24 protein-coding genes and 3 pseudogenes are annotated in these 21,642 nt (G+C 50.8%); 7 read left to right on the top strand and 20 right to left on the bottom strand.

The window, feature by feature from the left end:
- Positions 1–56: 56 nt before the first annotated feature.
- Positions 57–413: pseudogene (locus tag V6944_RS22875) on the top strand (tyrosine-type recombinase/integrase); the annotation flags it as partial.
- A 172-nt stretch (positions 414–585) separates the two neighbouring features.
- Here V6944_RS22875 and V6944_RS22870 read toward each other — a convergent pair.
- The 10 genes from V6944_RS22870 to V6944_RS22825 all read right to left on the bottom strand — a co-directional run bounded on the left by V6944_RS22870 (position 586) and on the right by V6944_RS22825 (position 8,881).
- Positions 586–1,509, bottom strand: a complete 924-nt coding sequence (locus V6944_RS22870; protein WP_000167917.1) for a cation diffusion facilitator family transporter — start codon at positions 1,507–1,509, stop codon at positions 586–588.
- 199 nt (positions 1,510–1,708) lie between these two features.
- Positions 1,709–2,281 carry a cytochrome b/b6 domain-containing protein gene (locus V6944_RS22865; RefSeq protein ID WP_001515348.1) on the bottom strand — a complete coding sequence of 191 codons (573 nt, stop codon included), beginning with the start codon at positions 2,279–2,281 and terminating at the stop codon, positions 1,709–1,711.
- A gap of 475 nt (positions 2,282–2,756) precedes the next feature.
- A complete protein-coding gene (locus V6944_RS22860) occupies positions 2,757–3,995 on the bottom strand; it encodes an IS110 family transposase (protein ID WP_003030308.1) in 1,239 nt (412 codons plus the stop codon).
- 365 nt (positions 3,996–4,360) lie between these two features.
- On the bottom strand, positions 4,361–4,783 hold the full coding sequence (locus tag V6944_RS22855) for a DUF1380 family protein (protein WP_333500622.1): 423 nt from the start codon (positions 4,781–4,783) through the stop codon (positions 4,361–4,363).
- Positions 4,784–4,837: 54 nt separating this feature from the next.
- Positions 4,838–5,059 carry a hypothetical protein gene (locus V6944_RS22850; RefSeq protein ID WP_333500621.1) on the bottom strand — a complete coding sequence of 74 codons (222 nt, stop codon included), beginning with the start codon at positions 5,057–5,059 and terminating at the stop codon, positions 4,838–4,840.
- Entirely contained in the window at positions 5,056–5,748 is a 693-nt protein-coding gene (locus tag V6944_RS22845) for a DNA methylase (protein WP_333500620.1), read from the bottom strand. Before V6944_RS22845 ends, V6944_RS22850 begins: the two co-directional genes overlap by 4 nt.
- A 409-nt stretch (positions 5,749–6,157) precedes the next feature.
- A complete protein-coding gene (locus tag V6944_RS22840) occupies positions 6,158–6,625 on the bottom strand; it encodes a hypothetical protein (RefSeq protein ID WP_333500619.1) in 468 nt (155 codons plus the stop codon).
- Positions 6,626–7,222: 597 nt separating this feature from the next.
- Positions 7,223–7,486 carry a hypothetical protein gene (locus tag V6944_RS22835; protein WP_333500618.1) on the bottom strand — a complete coding sequence of 88 codons (264 nt, stop codon included), beginning with the start codon at positions 7,484–7,486 and terminating at the stop codon, positions 7,223–7,225.
- A 44-nt stretch (positions 7,487–7,530) separates the two neighbouring features.
- A complete protein-coding gene (locus tag V6944_RS22830; RefSeq protein ID WP_333500617.1) occupies positions 7,531–7,920 on the bottom strand; it encodes a plasmid partitioning/stability family protein in 390 nt (129 codons plus the stop codon).
- Positions 7,921–7,924: 4 nt separating this feature from the next.
- Positions 7,925–8,881 carry a plasmid segregation protein ParM gene (locus tag V6944_RS22825; protein WP_333500616.1) on the bottom strand — a complete coding sequence of 319 codons (957 nt, stop codon included), beginning with the start codon at positions 8,879–8,881 and terminating at the stop codon, positions 7,925–7,927.
- A gap of 227 nt (positions 8,882–9,108) precedes the next feature.
- On the opposite strand from V6944_RS22825, the gene umuD reads away from it, so the two are divergent.
- Both umuD and V6944_RS22815 read left to right on the top strand, forming a co-directional pair.
- On the top strand, positions 9,109–9,540 hold the full coding sequence (gene umuD, locus V6944_RS22820) for a translesion error-prone DNA polymerase V autoproteolytic subunit (protein WP_333500615.1): 432 nt from the start codon (positions 9,109–9,111) through the stop codon (positions 9,538–9,540).
- Positions 9,540–10,811, top strand: coding sequence for a Y-family DNA polymerase (locus V6944_RS22815; protein WP_333500614.1), 1,272 nt, complete (start codon positions 9,540–9,542; stop codon positions 10,809–10,811). The genes umuD and V6944_RS22815 overlap by 1 nt, the downstream gene beginning before the upstream one ends.
- Positions 10,812–10,892: 81 nt before the next feature.
- Here V6944_RS22815 and V6944_RS22810 read toward each other — a convergent pair whose 3' ends face one another.
- From V6944_RS22810 to repE, 3 genes are all read right to left on the bottom strand, one after another.
- Positions 10,893–11,867 carry a ParB family protein gene (locus V6944_RS22810; protein ID WP_333500613.1) on the bottom strand — a complete coding sequence of 325 codons (975 nt, stop codon included), beginning with the start codon at positions 11,865–11,867 and terminating at the stop codon, positions 10,893–10,895.
- Positions 11,867–13,072, bottom strand: a complete 1,206-nt coding sequence (locus V6944_RS22805) for an AAA family ATPase (protein WP_015632469.1) — start codon at positions 13,070–13,072, stop codon at positions 11,867–11,869. The genes V6944_RS22810 and V6944_RS22805 overlap by 1 nt, the downstream gene beginning before the upstream one ends.
- A gap of 741 nt (positions 13,073–13,813) precedes the next feature.
- The gene (gene repE / locus V6944_RS22800; protein ID WP_012539983.1) at positions 13,814–14,569 is read right to left on the bottom strand and encodes a replication initiation protein RepE; all 756 of its coding nucleotides are present in this window, start codon (positions 14,567–14,569) and stop codon (positions 13,814–13,816) included.
- A gap of 631 nt (positions 14,570–15,200) precedes the next feature.
- On the opposite strand from repE, the pseudogene V6944_RS22795 reads away from it, so the two are divergent.
- Both V6944_RS22795 and V6944_RS22790 read left to right on the top strand, forming a co-directional pair.
- Positions 15,201–15,313, top strand: a pseudogene (locus tag V6944_RS22795) (hypothetical protein).
- A gap of 127 nt (positions 15,314–15,440) precedes the next feature.
- Positions 15,441–15,698, top strand: a complete 258-nt coding sequence (locus tag V6944_RS22790) for a hypothetical protein (protein ID WP_333500612.1) — start codon at positions 15,441–15,443, stop codon at positions 15,696–15,698.
- 57 nt (positions 15,699–15,755) lie between these two features.
- On the opposite strand, the gene V6944_RS22785 is transcribed toward V6944_RS22790, so the two are convergent.
- The 6 genes from V6944_RS22785 to V6944_RS22760 form a co-directional block, all read right to left on the bottom strand.
- Positions 15,756–16,535, bottom strand: a complete 780-nt coding sequence (locus V6944_RS22785; RefSeq protein WP_333500611.1) for a site-specific integrase — start codon at positions 16,533–16,535, stop codon at positions 15,756–15,758.
- A gap of 169 nt (positions 16,536–16,704) precedes the next feature.
- A complete protein-coding gene (locus V6944_RS22780) occupies positions 16,705–17,736 on the bottom strand; it encodes a hypothetical protein (RefSeq protein WP_333500610.1) in 1,032 nt (343 codons plus the stop codon).
- A 29-nt stretch (positions 17,737–17,765) separates the two neighbouring features.
- A complete protein-coding gene (locus tag V6944_RS22775; RefSeq protein ID WP_011977813.1) occupies positions 17,766–17,969 on the bottom strand; it encodes a hypothetical protein in 204 nt (67 codons plus the stop codon).
- A gap of 45 nt (positions 17,970–18,014) precedes the next feature.
- The gene (locus tag V6944_RS22770; protein WP_333500624.1) at positions 18,015–18,536 is read right to left on the bottom strand and encodes a hypothetical protein; all 522 of its coding nucleotides are present in this window, start codon (positions 18,534–18,536) and stop codon (positions 18,015–18,017) included.
- A 57-nt stretch (positions 18,537–18,593) separates the two neighbouring features.
- Positions 18,594–18,986, bottom strand: coding sequence for a hypothetical protein (locus tag V6944_RS22765; RefSeq protein ID WP_333500609.1), 393 nt, complete (start codon positions 18,984–18,986; stop codon positions 18,594–18,596).
- Positions 18,987–19,094: 108 nt separating this feature from the next.
- Complete coding sequence (locus V6944_RS22760; RefSeq protein WP_333500608.1) at positions 19,095–20,033, bottom strand: FitA-like ribbon-helix-helix domain-containing protein; 939 nt, start codon at positions 20,031–20,033, stop codon at positions 19,095–19,097.
- A 577-nt stretch (positions 20,034–20,610) separates the two neighbouring features.
- Here V6944_RS22760 and vapB point away from each other — a divergent pair.
- Both vapB and V6944_RS22750 read left to right on the top strand, forming a co-directional pair.
- Positions 20,611–20,841, top strand: a complete 231-nt coding sequence (gene vapB, locus V6944_RS22755) for a type II toxin-antitoxin system VapB family antitoxin (RefSeq protein ID WP_333500607.1) — start codon at positions 20,611–20,613, stop codon at positions 20,839–20,841.
- Between the two features lie 23 nt (positions 20,842–20,864).
- Positions 20,865–21,266: a type II toxin-antitoxin system VapC family toxin gene (locus V6944_RS22750; protein ID WP_333500623.1), complete on the top strand. Its 402-nt coding sequence runs from the start codon at positions 20,865–20,867 to the stop codon at positions 21,264–21,266.
- Positions 21,267–21,456: 190 nt separating this feature from the next.
- Here V6944_RS22750 and V6944_RS22745 read toward each other — a convergent pair.
- Positions 21,457–21,642: pseudogene (locus V6944_RS22745) on the bottom strand (hypothetical protein); the annotation flags it as partial.

Genomic DNA, 21,642 nt, shown 5'->3' with positions numbered 1-21,642 from the left:
TCTGAGGTGAGCATATCACCTCTGTTCAGGTGGCCAAATTCAGTAAACCACTTCACCCTGTGCAATTTGAGATAACCAAAGGGACAAGAGAAGCTGTTGCTGCATTGATAAAGCTTGGCAATTTGCACAGTAAAGACTTCTTGTTTCGGTCTCGGATCGGAACTAACCAGCATATTTCAACCCGGCAATACAACCGAATCTTTCATGGGTGGGTAGAAAAGCTTGGTCTCGAAGAGACGCTTTACAGCACACATTCCATGAGAAGAACAAAACCTTACCTGATCTACAAGAAAACCAAGAATCTCCGGGTGATCCAACTTCTGTTGGGTCATAAGAAACTGGAAAGCACAGTCCGTTATCTGGGCATTGAAGTCGATGATGCGTTAGAGATTTCTGAATCGATTGAAGTCTAAGGTTATCAGGGCTGCAACAGCAGCCCTGTGCCAGAAGCGGACTTTTTAAAAATATTGCGTGCCCAACAATTGGGCGCAGGTCACATCAAGTACCCTCAGAATTATAGAGAATACCTGAAATTTTTGTAGAGCGAGGTTTGTTACCCTGCCCGACCAGCGACATGTGGTTAGTTTAGTGATCAGAAATGTCGAGCGTTTGGTCGTTCATTGACGCGGGATCTTCCAACGGTTCCACATGAGTGGTGATATGGATAAAAGGCAGTGCGGTGCGGATATCATTCTCTATACGCTCGGCCCAGTCGTGCCCATATTGAACAGTCCATCGCCCAGGAACTAGGATGTGCATTGTCATAAACGCCCGCCCGCCAGCCTGGCGTGTACGTAGTGCATGGAAATCAAGCCCCTGTTCACGATATCCTGCCAGCAGTGACTCGATTTTTTTGAGTTCTTCCGTGGGTAGCGATACGTCCATCAGACCTGCAGCTGAACGACTCATAAGCTGATAACCAGTCCAAACGATGTTGGCTGCGACCAGCAATGCAACGATCGGATCGACCCAAAACCAGCCGGTCAGATAAACCAGTCCGACACCAAAAATGACACCGACCGACGTCCAGACATCGGTCAGCAGGTGATGAGCATCTGCCTCAAGAGTGATAGAGTTGTGCTGCCTGCCAGCCCTTAACAAAATGCGAGCCGTCACAAAATTAAGGATTGATGCGACTGTTGAAACCAGTAATCCGAGACCAATCTCCTCAAGCGGCTGTGGAGTTAACATCCGCTCAACTGCGGTATAGGCGATACTGGCTGCCGCCAATAGGATCAGAAATCCTTCGAAAGCACTCGAGAAATATTCGGCTTTGCCGTGCCCATATGCATGGTTCTCATCGGCCGGAAGCGCAGCCAAGGTCAGCATCCAGAGCGCCATTAGGGCTCCTGCGAGGTTAACTACGGATTCGATGGCATCAGATAGCAGACCGACCGAACCGGTCATTTTCCACGCCACACCTTTGAGTCCGATAGTGGCAATAGCCGTGGCAATGGAAAGCCAAGCGTAGTGCGTCAGCGGACGAGGTAACCCTTTTGTTTTAGTCATTATTAACTTCCTAAAATAGGACGACTAACTCACATTTCTATCCATGATAGATAATTAAACAATCATTTCGCCATGAATATTTTTTCGTTTTTATTAAATTTAATTAAAAAGTCTCTGCAAGTGCTGTTTCATCTTCTAGTAAACTAAATTTTATTTTTAGGGTTTTCTTCAACTTGAAGTAATATTATCTCACAACAGATTAGTCACTTAGGTTAACTGAGCGGCTTTTATATTTTTCAATTAAAATATGCAAAACTCCCATTGCACCATGTGCATAAAAATAGACCTCAATGAAAGTAGTAAAGAACTTATGCCAGTGGATTACTGTTTCAGCCAGATTTGACTGCATGGTATTCAACAAGAACCATAGGCCACCTGAAAGTGCTACAATTAGCAATGCTAGAACTCCAAATCCTTGGATTGTACTGGCAATACCTCCCGAATGTGCATCGGGCAGTCGGAAACTAGTCAACGTTTTTATATCTTGCTTAATACCACTAAAGTCAAGCCCTACCCATGAAAAATAATAAGTAAAACCTCTTTGAGTAAGCATCCAACTTAACATAATAAAACCACAAATAATCAGTCCTAACCCTGAAATAATGTGCATCCAGGTTATAACTCCTTCAAGACTATGTTCACCAATTGCTTCGGTCTCTGTCAGATTAGAGTTAATAATTTGTGATAATATTAGAAATGCCACAATGATGTGAAGAATACGAAAAAAAGGAGCGTAATCATGGGGTAATAGATTCCAGAGTCGCAATTTCATTAATGAGTCCTTAGTAAATTTATCGATGATCTTAATCATACAAAAGAATTATTAGGATAACCTTAATTCTTAAAATTGCAGCAGGCATTAGTTCACCTCTGATATGGCCACTTGCGAAATGGGAATGGTAACTGTTATTACTATGTGTTTACTTGCTGTTCTTGTTACGCAGCCCCTTAAACACATTACTTTCAAATATGATTTCCTGCTGGGTTTAAATATGTGTCTTTCTATAGTGCGGCAACCTATTTTTACACCAACTCATGAATTAAATAAGAATCATAAATTAAATGAGAGGTTTAATTCTCTTGCTTAACGCGATGATATTAAATGGAAATTTTAATTTTTGTAATTTATTAAACAGTTAGAATGAGACATGGTAAATACGATCTTCCTTTAGATAATTCTGATAGCACTTTTTCTACTGGGCAGTCTGCAATGTCCGCTTCACGCCCTGAGACATTCGACAAGCTTTTTATGGCTTCAGTAAGGGCGAGTGGCGCGCTTCGAGAGCCAGCAAATATTTTGCTTCATCGTACTGGGTTCTGGCCTTCCAGCAGCGGTAAATGATCCTTATCCATTTGAACGCCAGTGCCCGGATCGCAGACTGATGAGATTTGCCCTTCTCTCTGAGGCCCTGATAATACAGTCTGGCCCAGTATGATGAATTAACCGTCTTGGCAGCCCATTCAACAAAGGTTTGCCTGACGAACTTGGCACACTGCCATCGCCAGTGAACCCAGGATTTCTGGCCACTTCGTTCTGTCACCGGTGCAATACCTGCGTAGTTTTGAATTTCTTCAGCGCTGTTAAACCGGTCACGGTTATCACCAAGTGCAGCAAGCATTCGTGGGCCCATACACGGCCCCATGCCCGGAAGTGATTTGAACAGCTCCGCATCTGGCAATGTGTCAAACAACGCTTCGATTCGTTCGTCATAGGTTTTGATGATTTCACTCACGACTTTAATTTGTGTCGCCAGTGCTGTTGCCATCAAAGCATTAGCCTCTATAACGCTCGGGTCTGTAGTCAATGGGATCGCGTTATCAATACTCGCAACACGTTGCTCGGTAAGAGCCATTGCGCGGCCACCTTTGGCATTCAGAAAGTTGCGGATCGTGTCGCGCCTCGCTCGTTTCAGTTGTTGCAGACTGGGCCACCGGATAATCAGCTCACACAATAGTAAGCTACCCCGATGTGAGAACCACTCCAGTGGCTGAGGATAATACTGTTTAAGTGTGTTGATTATCCGGTTCACAAAACGGCGTTTATCTTCAACCAGCTGACGGCGCTGCTCAACCAGTTGCTGGAGTAACCGGATATCCGCATTGTCGGGTTCAATGGCTTTTATCTTTTGGGGATAACGCAGCATTAACTCTAATGCCAGCTCGGCATCCTGCGGGTCATCTTTAGCGCCGCTGGGCGAGAAGGCCTGCCGGTAACGAGCCAGGGACAAAGCGTGGACGGGGAAAACGGTGATAAATGGATATTTCTGAAGAGCATACACCACGGGACCTTTCTTCAGCTCAACGGCGATAGCGATCCTGCCTTTTACCTTCTGGTGTAACTCGGTAAGCCAGACATCAAGTGCTTCCGGCGTATGTTCAATCACATGGAATGTGCGTTCACCGTTTTTAAACTGAACACAGACATCGTGCTTTTTATCTGCCCAGTCCAGACCAACGTGCGCAGCAAATTGATTAGTCGCAGTCATCACCAACTCCTTTTTATCGGGGATTGGTATGCATTCCACGCTCTTCGAAAGAAATATAGCCAGCAGTTTATCTGCATGCCCTGAGTATTCGTTAGCGAACGTGGAGCACCCACTGGCTCGAAAGAAAAGCGGCGATCATCACGTGATTCTCGCTCAATATTCGTAACCAGTAAGCGCATACCCTGAATCACTTAAAGTGTAATTCTCAGGGTGCGAATGACTATATTTCGCTCAAAGCTGACCTTCACATGCACTCCCAACTAGATTGAATCCTTTTGGCCCCAATAGAAGGTTGCTAATTAAGAGGGTATCTTATTTGCTGTGGATGGCCACCGGTTGCCGGGGGGATTTCCCCCGGCTCGTTATCAGGCCGCCAGTGCGTCTTTGAGGGCGTACACATCTTTTCGCGCCGCCTGCACAGACTCTGGCTCCGGCCGCCCGGCTTCCCATGCCTGTCCGGTACGGTGCTCCAGCTCGCGTTCATAGCCGCGCAGGATGCGGGAAAGGAGGGATGCCGGCACACTGACCAGCCGGTTTGCCGCTTCACGCTGACGTGCCAGGAGGTCGCTGACGTCTGAATTCGTGACACCTTCACGGCGGTAATCCGCCATTTTCATTTCACCGATGGCCTTCATTACGGCACGAATTTCGGCCACATCCGGTTCGGGCTGGTTTTCACGGCAGGCCACGCTAATCCCCTCTTCCGTCCAGATCAGCAGGGTCAGGGGTTCGTCAAAAGTGAACATGTTTTCAAGCTGCACACAAAGTTCTTCACGGGTTCCGTACATTATTTTTCTCTCTTTATCAGTGTCAGAGGCCGGGCCTTCGCCCGGCCGGGTCAGTCAGTCCTGAAAGGTTTCGTCCAGCACCAGGGCTTCGCGGTACGCTTCCAGTAACAGGGTGTTAATACGACGCAGGCTCTGGGCGGCCATACGTTCAGCCAGCGTGGCCGCGTCGTGGCGGTGCTGCGATTCGAGGCGATTCAGCAACATCCGAACATCGCACATGGCATTACTCAGCGCGGCCACGTCCGCGCGCAGATTTTCAAGCCCCGGATAGTTCATGCGGCCTCCGGCCAGTCCGGATACAATCCGCTGTCATTCGCTGCCGGCATTCTTCTTGCCCGTTCGACCTGAGCCAGACGACGCACGCCGGCGGCGTGATACTGCTCCAGCATTTCAATCCCGATATAGCGGCGGCTGGCTTCGGCAGCGGCCACACAGGTGGAGCCGCTGCCGGCGAACGGGTCCAGAACAATCGCGCCCGGGCGTGTCAGGGATTCAATCAGCGGACGCAGGCTCTGCACCGGCTTCTCAGTCGGGTGGTGGTGGTTTCCCGTGTATTTCCAGGGGATCACGTCCGGAATGGGACGGTCCGGCGTCTGCGGGCGGCCCTTCGCCAGCAGGTAGGCGTTTTCATGGGTGTAGCCCACGAAGGTTGATTTGGAGGCGTAGCTTTTGGCAAAGACGACATGCCCGACAACGCGGAAGCCGGCCGTTTTCCAGACATTCAGGAACAGCTCTGCACGGTTCCAGGCGTAAAAGCTCACCATCAGACTGTCGTTTTTCAGGACGCGATACATTTCGTGGCACGCAGGCTGGAGCCATTCTGCTGAATTGTCCCCGGCCAGGGTGCGGCCGGTGCGGTCCTTATAGCCCACAAGGTATGGCGGATCGGTAAGAATAAAATCGACGGCACGCGCTGGAAAACGGGACATCACCTGTACGCAGTCACCCAGAATAAAACGGGACATAGACACACTCCTCTCTGATATGCGGCACCCTGTTGCGCCGTGCCGCCACAAAAACCCGGTTCTGAGCGGAGGGCGCAGGGGCGATGCCGCAGGCCGCAGCGCAAGCCTTTCACGGGCTGAATGCACCGTGAAAGGTGCGAACGGGTGAGGACATCGACAACGTGAACCCTTGTGACCGCAGCGGCCGGGTTAGCGTGAAGGCACGGTGCTGAACCCCGCCGCCGGCGAGGCGGTATAAACACGGAGAGAAGCGACACCCTTATTCATGCCCGATAGGGTCGTCAAATATGGCAGGTGCAGAGCGTCTGAATGTCTGGCATGATTACGGAAGAGACCATGGAATATGGTTAAAACGTAAACGAGTTGTTGTATTTCAGGACACCCTCCCCTGTGGTGTCCTTTTTTTTCGTCAGCGTCCCTTCACTTCATCAATGGCAAACTGCAGTGTGTACCAGTTAAATCCCGTGCCGGCATCATGGCTGTCGTCGCAGATACGCATGGCTTCAGCAATCTCCTCCCCGGTAAGTCTGTTATCAAGGGACAGAAAGTCATCTTCAAGCCAGAACGTTCCCATACACTGCGCATCAGGCGGATATTGTTGCAGTCTCGCGATGAACGCCGCCACGGTCATATCATCGCGGCAGGCTGAAAGAGGCGGCAGCACGCGATCGGCAATGTTATTCCAGCACCAGTCATCCTCCTCCGGCACCGCTTCATACAGAGTCTGTAATTCCACGCCCGGGAGCAGGGAAAGCTGCTCCCGGATTTCACCCAGGCACTGTCGTTCACTGCTGGCATCCTCACTCCCCAGATAATGGTTGTTGATATACACAGCAAATTCGCCGTTATTCAGTTCAATACAGGTCAGTCTGAACATGGTTATGTCCTCAGCATCCGGCACCTGTCTGCGCCGTGCCGACACAAAATCCCGGCGAAAAGTGGAGGACGCCAGGGCGACGCCGAAGCCGCAGCGCAAGCCCGTCACGGGCTGAATGCACCGTGACGGGCGCGAACGGGTGAGGGCGGAGGTGACAGCTTCCCTGGCGGCCGGAGCGGCCGGGTTAACGTGAAGGCACAGCGTGCCATCAGGGATGTGAGAAAACAGAGGGAAAGGAAATTTCACATAAACAATAATGTGATTTACATCACATTATTATCACTTATACTCGCAAAAAAAAGCGCAGTGACATTTGACGGCAGGGATGTGATGTCTCCCTGCCGTTTTTTTTGTCCTGAAGACATCAGTGCAGGATTTACCGCTCAGGAGCTACATCTGCACAGCGCAGTGCGTCCGGCATTTCACACAACCCAAAACGGCTGCTCCTTTCCGGCCAGGCTACTGACCGTAAGGACAGCACTGAATGGGGTGGATCTCTTACTCTGCAGCGGCTGGCGTGACACAACTACCTGCGTGCGTTCGTCTCCGGTCAGTTCTTCTGGCTGAATACAGTTTCCTTCAGGCTGGTGTTCATACTCATCCCCGCCCCTTTGTTTTATTCTCGTCAAAAGCCAGAAGAACTCCGATCCCGATGAGCGAGGCGTAGCAGAGCTGCATCACGATAGTCACCGGAAGGGAGATGTTATCAATCAGAACCCCAGGAACGATGACGGCCACACCAGCCAGTATCATCCCCCGCCCGATTTTCTTCACCCAGTCCGGCCACTGATATTCAGGGACGTTCCGGGCGAGCAGGCCACCCTGGATAAGCCGCACAGCATGGCGTTTAACCTCTAACATGACTCATTCCTCTCAGGTCGTGAGACATAACACCTGTCGCAGCGTTACCCGCGACCAAACATTTTTTCCGCATTACGCCGGGTTTCATCATCCGTATCTGCTGTCCCTGCCTGTTCCTGGCTGGCTACTTTCCGCTCTTTTCCGAATGCCTGCCTGCGGCCGTCTAACGCTTTCATTTCCTCGGGGAAAACAGCCTGCATAAGCAAAACCATTTCCTCAAAGGTGGTGGATTCAGTCAGCTGGGCTGCCAGCAAATGTGGCAGCCTCTCGTCCTGTTTTCTCAGGGCAAAGCCAGACAGCAGCGCTGCGCGCCAGACATTCCCCCTTTCGCCCTGGGGCATTCTGTCTGTTTCTTCGCAGACATAACGCTCCGCAGCACTGCTTTCAGGGTTAAGATAGAAGGTGATTTTTCTTCGAGTGTCCGGTTTATCCATTTAATTAACCAATTGCAGACATGCCATTTACCAGATCAAACTGGGGATCTTTGCTGAGGAAGAACCTGTCCTCCCGAACCCCACAAAACTGTCTGACCGCGTCAGCGATGAGTTCGGCACCGCCACCGATAACCATAACATGAGAATAACTTTCGAAACTTTTTACAGCGTCTGTCACCCGGTTTATGAGGCGATGATGTGATTCACGGATCGCATCCTGCACAACGGTCAGCCTGGTCGCATCATTGATACGTCGAAGAAGAAATTCTTCATCCTGGCGGTGAATAATCAGCTCGTCAGCCAGGAAACTGCTGCCCCGAGTTCTGGCCACAGCCATCGCCGCCCTCACCTCCTGGGTCATCAGTGACACACCGAGACCAGAGTCGCCGTAGATACGCGAAATACCGCGCATTTTTGCCCGGACATGGGAAATGTCGAGTGTTGTGCCGCCCAGATCGACAATAAGCAGTGAATCCAGATCGTCCAGTTTACTCACCACATCAAAACCCGCAGGTATGGACTCCGGCATGACGCGTACACTGCGAACAGTGAAGGTGACACCGTCATTCAGGGTGACCGGCCTCAGAAGGTTCTCTTCCTTCCGACGGATGTTTTCAGTGCAGGGCTGATTATCACGGTTGTAATACTCTGCCAGTGGCAGCGTCACCACAATATCAACCGGCTGCGGTTCAAGCCCGGAATTCAGCAACGCATGATGCACGGCAACGACATTCACATCACTGTACTGCCATGCAATGTTGGTCGTGACCATCGCATCAGCGCTGATGGGATCAAAGGTGTAGTTTTCCCCGTTTAACGAGTAGTTGAAAACCTTATCCGCCCCAAAACTGACCGCCCACTCCCGCTTAAAACTGTTCGGGCTGATAGAGCGACGAACCTCATCACCGTCCTTCCACAGCATCTTGATATTGGTGGAGCCATCATCAACGAAAATTTTCATACATCCTCTCGGTAAATTCAAATACAAAACAGGTAACAGATGAGATAAATCTGAGAACAATATGAAATATACACATTGAGCCGTAATCAATCAATCAAAATATGAGAACAATATGAGAACAATGGGATAGTAATATGAGATAAGTCGAAAAATTAAGAGATAGTTGAAGTTAACACGCAAAAATACTACTGTATTTATATACAGCATTATTTTTTTGAGGTGCTTTCGTGAAACTCCAGTTATTCAGTCCCGGGACAGAACTCCCGCCACAAAGCCATCCGTTGTTCGCCGATCTGGCCAGCTGCGGTTTTCCCAGCCCAGCCGGCGATTACGTTCAGTCAGATCTGGATTTGCATGAGTACTGCATACGCCATCCGAGCGCGACTTATTACCTCAGAGCCAGCGGAGACAGCATGGCTGACGGCAGCCTTTACAACGGCGATCTTCTGATTGTGGACAGTGCGGAGAAGCCCCGGCACGGGGATATTGTTGTGGCCAGCGTGCAGGGGGAGTTTACGGTCAAACGACTTCTGCTGACGCCACGACTGACGCTGCAACCCATGAACGCATCCTGGTCACCGATTTATCCCGACCCGGACGAACTGGATATCTTTGGCGTCGTCACGCATATCATCCACCGTCCGAGGGAGATGTACTGATGTTTGCCCTGGCCGATGTGAACAGCTTCTATGCCAGCTGTGAACGTGTATTCCGCCCGGATTTAAAAGGGAAACCCATTGTCTGCCTTAGCAACAACGACGGCTGCGTGATAGCGAGAAGTGCCGAAGCGAAGCCCTGGATAAAAATGGGCACCCCGTGGTTCCAGATGAAGAACGAGCACTACCCGGATAAAATATACGTATTTTCAAGTAATTATGAGCTTTACGCCTCGATGTCGGCGCGCGTGATGAGTTGCCTTGAGGAGCTGGCGCCGAGGGTGGAACAATATTCGATTGACGAGATGTTCCTCGACCTGACCGGCGTGGAGCACTGCATGAACCTTGAAGACTTTGGCCGGCAGCTGCGCCAGCACGTATATGACTGTACCCGCCTGACCATCGGCGTGGGGGCTGGACCTACGAAAAGTCTAGCAAAATCAGCCCAGTGGGCCTCCAAAGAGTGGAAACAATTCCGGGGCGTGCTGGCCCTGACCCGGGATAATCCTCAGCGAACCCGCAAACTGCTGTCACTTCAGCCGGTCGAAGAGGTCTGGGGCGTGGGAAATCGCATTGCACGCAAGCTCAATGTACTGGGCATCAGGACCGCACTTGATCTGGCTCTGACGAACCCGGCCTTCATCCGGAAAAATTTCTCCGTGGTTCTCGAGCGAACGGTGCGCGAACTGAATGGGGAAAGCTGCATGTCACTTGAGGAAGCGCCCCCCACAAAACAGCAGATAGTCTGTAGCCGGAGCTTTGGCGAGAAGATCACGGAATATGATTCGCTCCGCCAGGCTGTCTGTCAGTACGCAGAGCGGGGAGCTGAGAAACTGCGTCAGGAGCGCCAGTATTGCCGGCACATTTCCGTTTTCGTCAAAACGTCTCCGTTCGCCGTAAAAGAACCTTACTACGGCAATGTGGCCACGGAGAAACTGCTTACCCCTACTCAGGACACCAGGGACATTATTGCAGCCGCCACAACGGCTCTGGAGCGTATCTGGAGGGATGGGCACCGGTATGCCAAAGCCGGAGTTATGCTGAATGACTTCACCGGCTCCGGCGTTTCGCAGCTGCAGCTGTTCGACGAACGCCCGCCACGCCCTCACAGTGCTGAGCTGATGAAGGTTCTGGACGGGATCAACCACTCAGGGCTGGGTAAAGTATGGTTTGCGGGGCGGGGCATTGCCCCGGAATGGCAGATGAAACGGGAGATGCTTTCTCCTGCTTATACGACACGATGGTCAGATATTCCTGAAGCGAAACTGGCGTGAAACTTTGGCGATTTCACCTTGAAATTCTCAATCTAAACTTCCTAATTACAATAAGTTAGATGTGAAATCGCCATGGCGAAATTATTGACTCAAATTTCTGTCAAGGACCTCATTGATAGCCTTGTCCAGTTCATCCTGAATCACTTTTGACATACGGCTAAACTCATAAGTCAGCGTGCGCCCTTTCACACGCTTGCGCGCGAACTTGTCCTTTTCTTCAAAGGTCCAGAGTGGGGAAATCACTGACTTTTCCTTGGGAGGTGGAGCTATCAATGCCTGAGATGCCTGAGAAATCAGCTTCAGTATACAGGCTTTCTGTTCATCTTCTGGTCGCTCGCAATCACTTAAAATTGCATTATGTCGATCTAAGACAGACTGAATGAGTTCTTCAGGCATTAAGCCCTTTTCACTGAGTTTTTCGTTAACTTCTAAAAGAATTTTATAGTCACTAAACGATAGCTCCGACTGAACCGGGAACAGAGCAATCAAGTCTTGCGGTACTGCCGCCGCCTGCAACGCCCTGGTGACCTTAGCCTGAGATAACCCCTCCAGTTCAGCAATTTCCTTTTGATTGAATCCGGACTCTTTAAGAGCTAACAGTCTCAGCCCGATTTCGCGAAGGTTATGTTCTTTAGCTGTCTGGATATCTTTAGCCAGTTGGCGAGCTTCATCAGCTGATAAATGTTCATCGGTAACCATGACATCAAGGCCTGTGCAGATATAAATCGCTGAGGCTCGCCGTCTTGAACCATCCAGTATCTCAATCTTTTCACCTTGCTTAATACCAATACAGGGGAAGAACTGCTGAAACTTAATCGTCTGGATAATGGATTTCAGAGACTCCCTGGTTAGAGCAAGTTGATCTCGTCCGTTATTTTCCTGGTTTACGAAGGTCATACTTTCAACGTCAGATGCAGGTATCCGAACAAACCTGAACGTTACCTTCCTGCCGGTTTTTAAGGTAAATACCTGGCTTCTCTCGGTGTCAGTCATCTCGACCATTGACGCCTGAGTATTTAACTGTCTGCCGATGGTTTTTCTTCTCTCATTCGACATCACATACCTCCGTTAGTACGAATGAACTCAATGCGATCAAATACTGCCTTCGCAAAGTCTTCCGCCGCTGATTTTGCGCTTTTTAGCGCCTCTGTGCTTCCATCATAGGTTGCGGGATTTGCTGAAATAACGGTGTCAAAAGTCTCCCCACAGCGTTCGAAACCATCCAGTCGCGGCAGAACCATGTCGAGCATATCGGCACCGAAAACCTCTTTGGCCTGGCTATGGCAAATTTTATGATCAGACTTGTTCAGGATTTTGGACATGAAGCCGACGTTACCGATGAGATTGCAGGTGTGCCCGTCCATTTCGATCGAATCAATGAGGGCAGGGAGGCTGGCCACAAACTTCAGGGAAGAATGAAAATCAACCGTCGCCGGTGGAAGGGGGGTCAACATCAGGTCTGCCGCACCAATACAATTTTTCAGGAATGCATCAAGGTGAGGACCACTATCAAGGAAAATAAAGTCGTAGTCATGCTGGAGCTTGTCGATAATGTTCTCTTTAAGCACTGCATGAATATTTTGCCCTGGCAGATGTTCTTCACACAGCCCCTTCCAGCCTTCAGCAAGGAATGCATCGTCAATGGAAGCAGGAATGACATCAACACCCGGAATAATCGACGGCACTATAAAATCGGAAAGTAATTCTTCACGAGACACATTCTGGAGCATGGCCTGAGCAGCCGTATTTTCAACCAAGCCCACTGAATTCTCATGGCTCAGGAACATTGTCAAAGATGCCTGCGGATCGAAATCGATGGCCAGAATACGGAGGTCTTCGAACAGAAGCTGAGGATGAGCTCGAAAAGCATGTGATAATGAAGCGGTAGAGACTGTCTTGGAACCACCGCCTTTAAGATTACAAACAAAAATCGTGAAGGCTTTATCGAAGCGATCCCTGTACTTGGGCACTTTACGATGGAAATACAGATCGATGACATTCTGAATCGTCATCGCGTATTTCATCGTATTGCCGGAAGGTTTCTTTTTAAAAATGTAGCCACCGGCTTCCATTTCGGCCACAGCATACTCAACACTACCTTTACTGAGTTTAGGCAGCTTATACAGGGCGGCTTTGCTGTATTCCTGATAGAACTCGGTAAGTTTCAATTCCTCTTTTTGCTGGCGTATATTTTCGCTCAACGATGTCAGAAGCTTACCTGCACGTGTGGCGACTTTCCGTAACTGCTCAATATTGTCCATTCATCACCTCATGACGTTTTTTGTCATTTTGAACAAAAATAGTCATGTTGCAAGTAAAAAATCATGTTGTTTTGATTTCGCTCTCAACAAGGGGAGGGTTTGGACAAGCACGAAGGGTGTTCCACTCAAACACAGTACTGAATTGCAATTTTACGCTCAGGAGCTGATTTTTGTTACGACCGTTCAAAGATAGCTCTTCTGTAACAGTGCTCGCCGCAGCCATGAGACCGAGCGTAGCGAGCGAACTGGCGAGGAAGCAAAGAGGAGCCGTTCAGGCAGATAGCTCTTACGCCCAATACATGAATAGGTTTCCATCCTCTGTTTGAAACAGGTCAACTTCGCAGGCAGCCCTGACGGAGGGATACGAGTCAGGCCGGGTCTGCGGGAAACACCCCAAACGCAGGCACACACCCAGATAGCCTGTTCAGGGTAATAAGTGTGACAATCTGCCCTCATCAATCATGACGAGCTCGACCACTGCCTCAGGTCTAGTGACTAAAGGGAAGAGGGAAAGAGGGGAAATCAACTGTGACAAACTGCACTCATTTAACTGCGACAAACTGCCCTCATGTATTGTGACAAATTGCCCTCAAATTTGGATTCACTACCGGTTACAGCCAAAAAACTATGAATAAGCACAGGCTGCCAGGGAGGTAACAGCGAAACTGTGACAAATCACCCTCAACCTGCCGGATCAAATGTGACGAACCACCCTCAAATCTGTGACAGATAACCCTCAAACTATTCCGTTGTCAGGGAGGTGATATCACGGAAAGAGAATACGATATGAGTTGTCTGGCGGCCTTTCTTTTTCTCGATGTAAGAGAGGCGCATTGGTGTCCGGCTGTTGATCTCATCAACACTTGCCTGCAGGAAGCGGCGGCGAAAGTCCGGCATACGCTGGTAACTTTGAGGTAGCTGGTAGCGCTCCATGATCCAGTCGATTTTCAGGGACACGACACCTGAGCCATCAGGTTTACGGTACTGACACAGGGATTCGTATAAACGCATGGCATACGGATTGGTAATCTCTTTTGTTTCACTGAGCCGGAACTGCGTAAACCGGTTCTGTAGTCCGATGAAAAAGGGAATGAGATAAGGGTTGATATGTACGCTGTAAAGCCCTCTGGATGGGCTGTGGGCACGTTTGATAAACCAGGGAAAGGATTCATACCCTTTTTCATCGCCGTCATCCTCTTCAGGGCGATAGAAAACCACTTCCTTACCAGCAAAACCTTTCAAAGCCTGTCGTATATCCTTGCTGGCTTCAGCGGAGGTCAGCCCGAATGTTTCAGCATATTTAGCAACATGAATTTCGCAGATACCGTCGTGTTCCTGCAGCGAACCATCGGATTTCCTAATCTGGTCAACGAACAGATACAGCATACGCTTTTGATCCCTGGAGAGACTATATGCCGCCTCAGTCAGCTCATTTGACTGGACAATCCGCGGGCTATTTTTACGTTTTTTGTGGTTTATAACCGCTATTTCCGCCATGACAGGTCCATGTTAAGTGTGACAGGTTTTCAGATTGTCACACTTCATAAAACAGAGTCAATAGGCATGGATAACTTTGTGAAATGCAACGTCTTCTGAGGGCAATTTGTCACAGGGTTAAGGGCAATTTGTCACAGAAAGGACGGCTATTTGAGGGTGATTTGTCACACTGAAAGGGCGGTTTGTCACAGATCCCCCTCTGTAACCCGCATGGATAAAGGCCTGCGGGCATTCTAAAAATAAAGATCTAACAACTATTAAAAAAGATCTTATAAAAATATCTCGGTGGATAAGTGGATAACCCTTACGTAAGGAAATTTTTCATGCATTGAGCATCAGCAGAATATGAAAAGTACTCTCCCCTGGTGCTTCCTCGCTCACTCGGGGCTTCGCCCTGTCGCTCGGCTGCGGCGAGCACTGCTGGCTCGATCATATCCGTGGCAGGAAGATGCTACTCCTCCCCCTAGTCGCTCTCCAGTACCCGCTACAGCGAGACAAGCCGCACGAAGATTTCTATCGTCCCTGCAGGCATATTCGAATCGTTTTATTACCGCTGGTTGCCGTCGTGACAGAACACTACTTCCTGTAAAAGGGGGACTAAGGCCCCTGAGTCACACATCTGAAATTAATAATGCGGAGTTTTACGATAATGACCTTGCTGGAAATTTTCCTGACCGCCTCTCCCGCTTCTCAGGGGCAACAATCCTGTTCCTTGCCATGCTGATCTACTGGCAAAAGCGATAAATCCATGCGAGCTGGCCTTTGGCCAGCTTCACTGTGTAAGGGGAAAAATGCGGCACATCCAGACATTTCACTAGCAATTTGAGTTCAGATATCTAAGCTTGGGATCCGGACAACATGAGGTAACAAGATGAAACTTGAAGCTATACAGATAGATAATACCGTAAGGAGTGGTCTTAATTCTTTCACTGATGGGGTGATTATTCGTAATACAAAGGTATTGATCACGCTCAATCTCCCGGATGGACAGAAAACCACTATTGAGGGGGAATGGCGGCATATGTCGGACGCCAACAGATTGTCAGAACGTATTACGATGCTTCAGCATGCGATTTATGAGCAGTATCAGGAATACAGAGCCGATATTCCCGTCAGCTGGTTCAGATAACCTCTGACAGACCTCACCGGCGAGCAGGACGTTCGCCAGCATCATTCTCCTAAGTACTTAAATATTCCCTTTCAGCATAGCTACCGCATCCGCTTCGGGCATCTGAAACTGAACTCGATGACGCGCAGCAACATCAAGTGCGAATACCTTCGTATAGACTTCCGTCGAGCTCAGTGACTTGTGTCCCATCAGGCTCTGCAATACTTTCAGCGGTATGCCGGCATACAGCATGTGCATCGCGTAGGAGTGACGGAACGTATGAGGGGTCACCGGTACTGAGAACGTCACCCCGTCGGCGGCAGCTGCGTCAACAGTTTCATTCAGCCAGGTACGGACGGTACGATCGGTGATTTCCCAGATGCGTGCCTTCTCCGTTCGGCCGGTACGCTTGTTGCGACGTTCGAGAGGGATTTTCAGGGTGGCCACCATCATCTGCAGCTGGTTGACGTACTGGTGATCGGAAAGCGGAACAAGGCGATGAGCCTGACTACCGGCCGGTGCTCGACCTGCCGTTCTGGCCGCTTTCTCGTTGCGCTGCTTGAGCGTGGCCAGCTGCACGAACGGATACGGCGGTGCCAGCGAAAAATCCGCTCTTGTCAGTGCCAGCGCTTCGTTAATACGCGCGCCCGTGTTCCAGAGCGTGGCCAGCAGCATCTTGCGGTGCAAATCGGGGACGTAGTGGAGCAGGGCGCTCACTTCCGGCGCCAGCAGGTATTTCGGTAGTTCATCCTGCACGAGCGCCATCTGGCGCAGGGCGAGGGCGGCAGGGTAATCGATGGCCACCGGGAGCAATGTTCCGGGAGATGCCGGAGATCCAACTGGAACCAGGTTATTCATAATTTTTGTTAACTTTTTTCTTTGCCGAGAATTTTCTTCGTAATATTACCGGAGTCAGGAGGACTAACCAGCCAGCGACGGCCAGCCAGAAAACAGACGAAGTCGCAAACAGAACTACCCCGTCAATGACAGTAGACACGATATTTACGGACACAGGTTTCACTCCTCTTCAGTGGGTTGCTATGGAACGGGAACATTCATGCCACAACATCCACTTGATAAAGTACAGAAAACCGATCCCCCATCCCCAGAACAGGATCAGGTCGCGGTATTTATCCCACAGGTTAATTAAGGGATGTGCCTGCAGGTCAACGAGCTCCTCACTTAGTGAGGCAAGATCCCTTTCCAGCTCCAGGATTCTTTTCTGCGACTGAGCACACAGGGTAGCCAGCCGGATGACCCCGGTTGCCCGTTGCGCCACCTCCAGGTCTGAATCCCCGCTCTGCGGCAGAGACAGTTTTTCTGCCCGCAGCGGCAGGGCATCACATTTCACGTCCGGGATCTGGCCCCTCTTCCTGTGCCACATATGAAAAAAAGGACGATGCTTATGTGAAGCAATCAACTGCTTTTGCGACCGTTTTTTGCCTTCGAGCTGCACGATTTTTTCCTGGAGCCCGCGATAACAGCGTTCCAGCCGGCGTACCCCGGATGCCAGGGGCTCCACCCGGAGCGTTGAATACCTGCCCCGCGGCAACTGCAGTTCCTCTGCCCGCAGCGGCATGGAGCAGGTTTCACCGGCCGGGAACCGGAACCCCAGCCCGCGCCACATTCTGCTCCGGCGGTACAGATTGCGAATGTCTTTCGCATCCACGGAGGAGATGTGGGTTGGTCTGACCTTCGTTTCCGGCGGCAGGGAGCGAGTCCAGAGCACTATCTGCTGCATGATCCAGCTGCCCACTCCCCGACCACGGGGTAAAAATTCATTCAGCATAAATTCAACACTGAACAGTTCCACACGGCCGTGCTCGTAATGCGCGACAATGGTCTGCGGTGTACTTTGTCCGTTACCGTACAGCGTCAGGCTACAGGTGATCCACACATGTGCCCCTGGCGAGTCCTCAGACCCGTAACGACATTCCTCCACCCGTCTGACGACCACAACCACCGTTTCGTTGCCCGCGCTCCCCGCCGGGACGGTCAGCAGCCACATGCCGTTATCATCAACAGACGTTTTTCTGAAGGTTTTCGTTTTCGCTTCCATACCTGTCTCTTTGTCCCGTTGCGTAACGGTTACGTGGATGAATGGGTAATTCCCGTCAGTTCTGGTCTGCCATAAAACGGCCAGCGCTTGTCGCCCTGCGAGTAAACCTCGATCCACACCAGTGTGCCTTGCTCAAAATACAGGTGACAGCCGTCACTGGCGCTCAGGGTCGTCATCATCGGCAGCTGCGCAGCGGAAAACGAAACGCCCGGACCTGGTAATGCCGGCATCATTGACTGTTATCCTCCGTCTCCAGGAATTGCTCATTTGTGTTCAAATTAATCACAGTTCTGACCCACGATAAATATCGTCAGTCCCCCGGGAACCTTCATTGCGGCCAGTTCAGTACAATTCCCGGCCAGGACCTTCATATTTTCCGCTGTGGCATCCACCGGATAAAGCGCCTGTGTCAGAAGTGACAGATTATGCTCACTGCAGGAAAGCCCCGCGCGGTGAAGACATGACAGGTACCCTTTTTTAACTGCTGCGGCATCGCCGGCATCCATCATATTGAAGTAATCCAGAGGCGCCGGCGAAAATTCCTCCTCCGCTACGGTTTCAAGAAACAGTAGCATCTCCGGGCGAATTGGCAGGGGCAGAACGGCGGCCTGAAATTCGTCACAGCTGAATCCACCGCAACTCTGCGTCGCCAGTCGCCAGCCATCGGTGTTACCGTTCGGCACTGTTACCGTAGAGGCCAGAACCAGCCCCGGCCAGCGATCTTCCCGATCAAACCCGTAATCAAAACACTGCTCAGGAATGTCCTGCAGATTCTTGCCATGTTGTCCGGGCTCTATCATCCCGAACATGATTTGGGGAGTATGCTTATACACAGACTGGGCCTGTTCGTTAGTACTTTAGTTGAGAAACAGCGCTGGCTTTTCATCTAACATCATCACATGGCGGGTCCGCTTCCCGTGAAAAATACGGTGCATCATCGGCGTAAAATCACCGGGCTCCCAGCCATAAGGCCTGGTATAGTAAATCCCGTCCTTCAGCGTGCTGTCGCGTCGCTCAGGTCCTGCAACGATACGTCTGACCTCCCTGCTCAGCGCCTCACCGCGCAGGCCATACTGCCCCAGGTAGCGGCGCAGCCGCGTTCCCGGCATCCGCGGGTCAGATTTCACGTAAGCATTAACATCCATATGCTGCGTGGCGCTGATGATATTCATACCGTACTGGCGCATGGTGTGGAAGGCGACGTCCATCACGTCCGTGCCTGTCTGTGTTTCGTCACTGGTTGTATTCATGTTGCTTCCTGTCAGCTTGTTCAATTTCACCTTCGGCCAGCAGTTCCCCGGCTTCTTAATTCTGGCCAGTAAGTCTGAAACATCCCAACCCGTGCCGGATGTACCGGCTCATTCATCCTGGGGGTCAGTATGCCCGGAAGCGGTCTCCGGCCCGATGGCCGCTGCCACTTCCTTCAGGATTGGTGTCCAGCCCCCCTGAAACCATTGTCCCGGATCTTCACCGTTGAGTACCTGCTGCAGCCAGCGGGCCGATGAACGGCGGGGCGAGTCCTGGAAATAGACGTGATGATGCTGGCCGATGACCGTCCAGAAATCAAAATCCGGGTGCTCCGGCGTCCAGTCATAAGTGTTGATGGACAGCCGTGCACCTTCTGTTTTGAGAAAGAGGAGGAACCTTTTGAGGTTGCCGTATCCGCCGCTTCCCATGCCGCTGCGCAGGTAAAAACTCTCCGTGACAACGCCGGGTGTAACCCGCTTTGTCTGTATATCCTGACGCAGGATGATCAGGGTGCCGTCATGCCTGCCGCCGGCTATTCTGAGAAAGTCAAACGTGTGATCGCCTGTACTGCCGGCAGGAAATAAAAACTCCCTGTACCCCGCAGAGCCCAGACGGACAAACGGAAAAGGTTGCCCGCTTTCACCCAGAAGCCAGTCCGCCGAGGCATCAAAATTCCGGGCTATCGTATCTGCCAGCGTAAAGGACAGCTCCTGGTGGCCTTCCATGATATCCATCAGCACACCCGGCGAGGTATCCAGTTGCCTGCCGAAGCGGACCAGGTCAAACGTGTCCAGCGGTCTGGCTCCGGCAAATTCCCGGAAATAATTGTCCGCCATGAGCCGCTCAAGCAGCCACTTCAGCCGCTGTCCTGTTTCACGCTGCCAGCGCTCTCTGTCAGACATTGCGGGCTCAGCCTGGACGACAGGCTGATAATACTCCCGGAGGGCAATCCGAATCTCTCCTTCGAGGGAACGTTCATTCTTCATTGCTGACTGCTCAATGCGCGCAAACAGCGCATCGTCAACATTTCTGGCCTGGATCTTCGCCATGACTCCTTCCTTATGCAAAACGTATTCAGGGCTGGTAAATGGTCATTGAAGTAAACATGAAACCAAACTTATCGAGATAACAATAAATGTATACTTTATGATTCATTTTGTACACAAGTGAAGGAAGTGGCACATGATAAGCAATGAAACAGTCACGCCGTTAAATTACCGGATGACCGTTTCCGGCAGATCCGATTTTCTTGAGTATCACAACTTTCCGGAAGTATACCACGGTCACGGAATAAGCAAAGCGCCCTTTTATCATGGTGCGAGTCGGCTCACTGGGCAGAGGGATAACACAATATATTGATGAAATAGCAGCTGACTTAGTGACACATGTTGTGTTTCAGTGCCGCTGAGCGCCGGAGGCCGGAAAGCAGATCCGGAACTGCCTTTTTTCGGATCTGACCGGAAAAAGAGAGAAGCAGGCATAGGCTGACCATATCCATATGCCTGGCATCTGTATAGGTGTGGCATATGCATATCCTCGACATCTGCATATCCCGCACCTATACATATGTCTCACATCTGCCTATACTGAACACAGGCATAAAGGCCATTCGGCCAGGAGGAAGACATGCGAACTGTATCTATTTTTAAAAATGGCAATAACCGGGCTATCCGTCTGCCCCGCGATCTGGATTTTGACGGCGTCAGCGAGCTGGAGATCGTCCGCGAGGGTGACAGCATTATATTGCGTCCGGTCCGGCCGACCTGGAGCACGTTCGCGGAACTCGAAAAGGCCGATGCGGAGTTTATGGCGGAGCGTGAGGACGTTGTCAGCGACGAAGGACGATTTGACCTGTGAAACAGACCCGAACGAAGACCTATATGCTCGACACCAATATCTGCTCGTTCATCATGCGTGAGCAACCCACCGCGGTCATTAAACGTCTCGAACAGGCGGTGCTGCGTAACCACCGCATTGTCGTGTCGGCCATCACCTATGCGGAGATGCGTTTCGGCGCCACCGGTCCGAAGGCCTCACCGCGTCATATTGCGCTGGTTGACGCGTTCTGTGCCCGCCTTGATGCGGTGCTGCCGTGGGATCGCGCCGCGGTGGGCGCCACCACGGAAATCAAAGTGGCGCTGCGGCAGGCCGGGACGCCGATTGGGCCGAACGACACGGCGATCGCAGGACATGCAATCGCCGTGGGGGCTATTCTGGTGACGAATAATACAAGAGAGTTTGAGCGGGTACCGGGGCTGAAACTGGAAGACTGGGTTAATTAGTTTCTTTTATTCATCACCCCCCAACTCCTCGTCTGAGTCGTTGGGGGGGCTGTACCAGTTTGTTTGTTACAATCAGACTGTCGATTCATTCACTGTGGTTACATATCTGAAAAATGAAGAATGAATCGCCAGCCATAATCTGACGGTTATGTCAGGAAGCCGTGCCGGTTAAGGCACGGCTCCCCATTGATCAACTCTCTATACGGTGGGGCAGATAATCTATATACCCCTCATCACCACCAGAATAGTAGGTATTTCGATCGGCAATAGCCAGAGGCCAGTCATTCTTTAACCTGTCAACAAGGTCGGGATTTGCAATGAAATGAATCGCCACGGATAATCTAGACACTTCCGAGCCGTTGATAATACTGGTTTT

Origin of the sequence: Kluyvera sp. CHPC 1.2972, from assembly GCF_036759925.1 — a bacterium.
Taxonomy (GTDB): domain Bacteria; phylum Pseudomonadota; class Gammaproteobacteria; order Enterobacterales; family Enterobacteriaceae; genus Kluyvera.
Note: the sequence above shows the minus strand (reverse complement) of the source record. Positions and strands in the feature narration are given on the sequence as shown.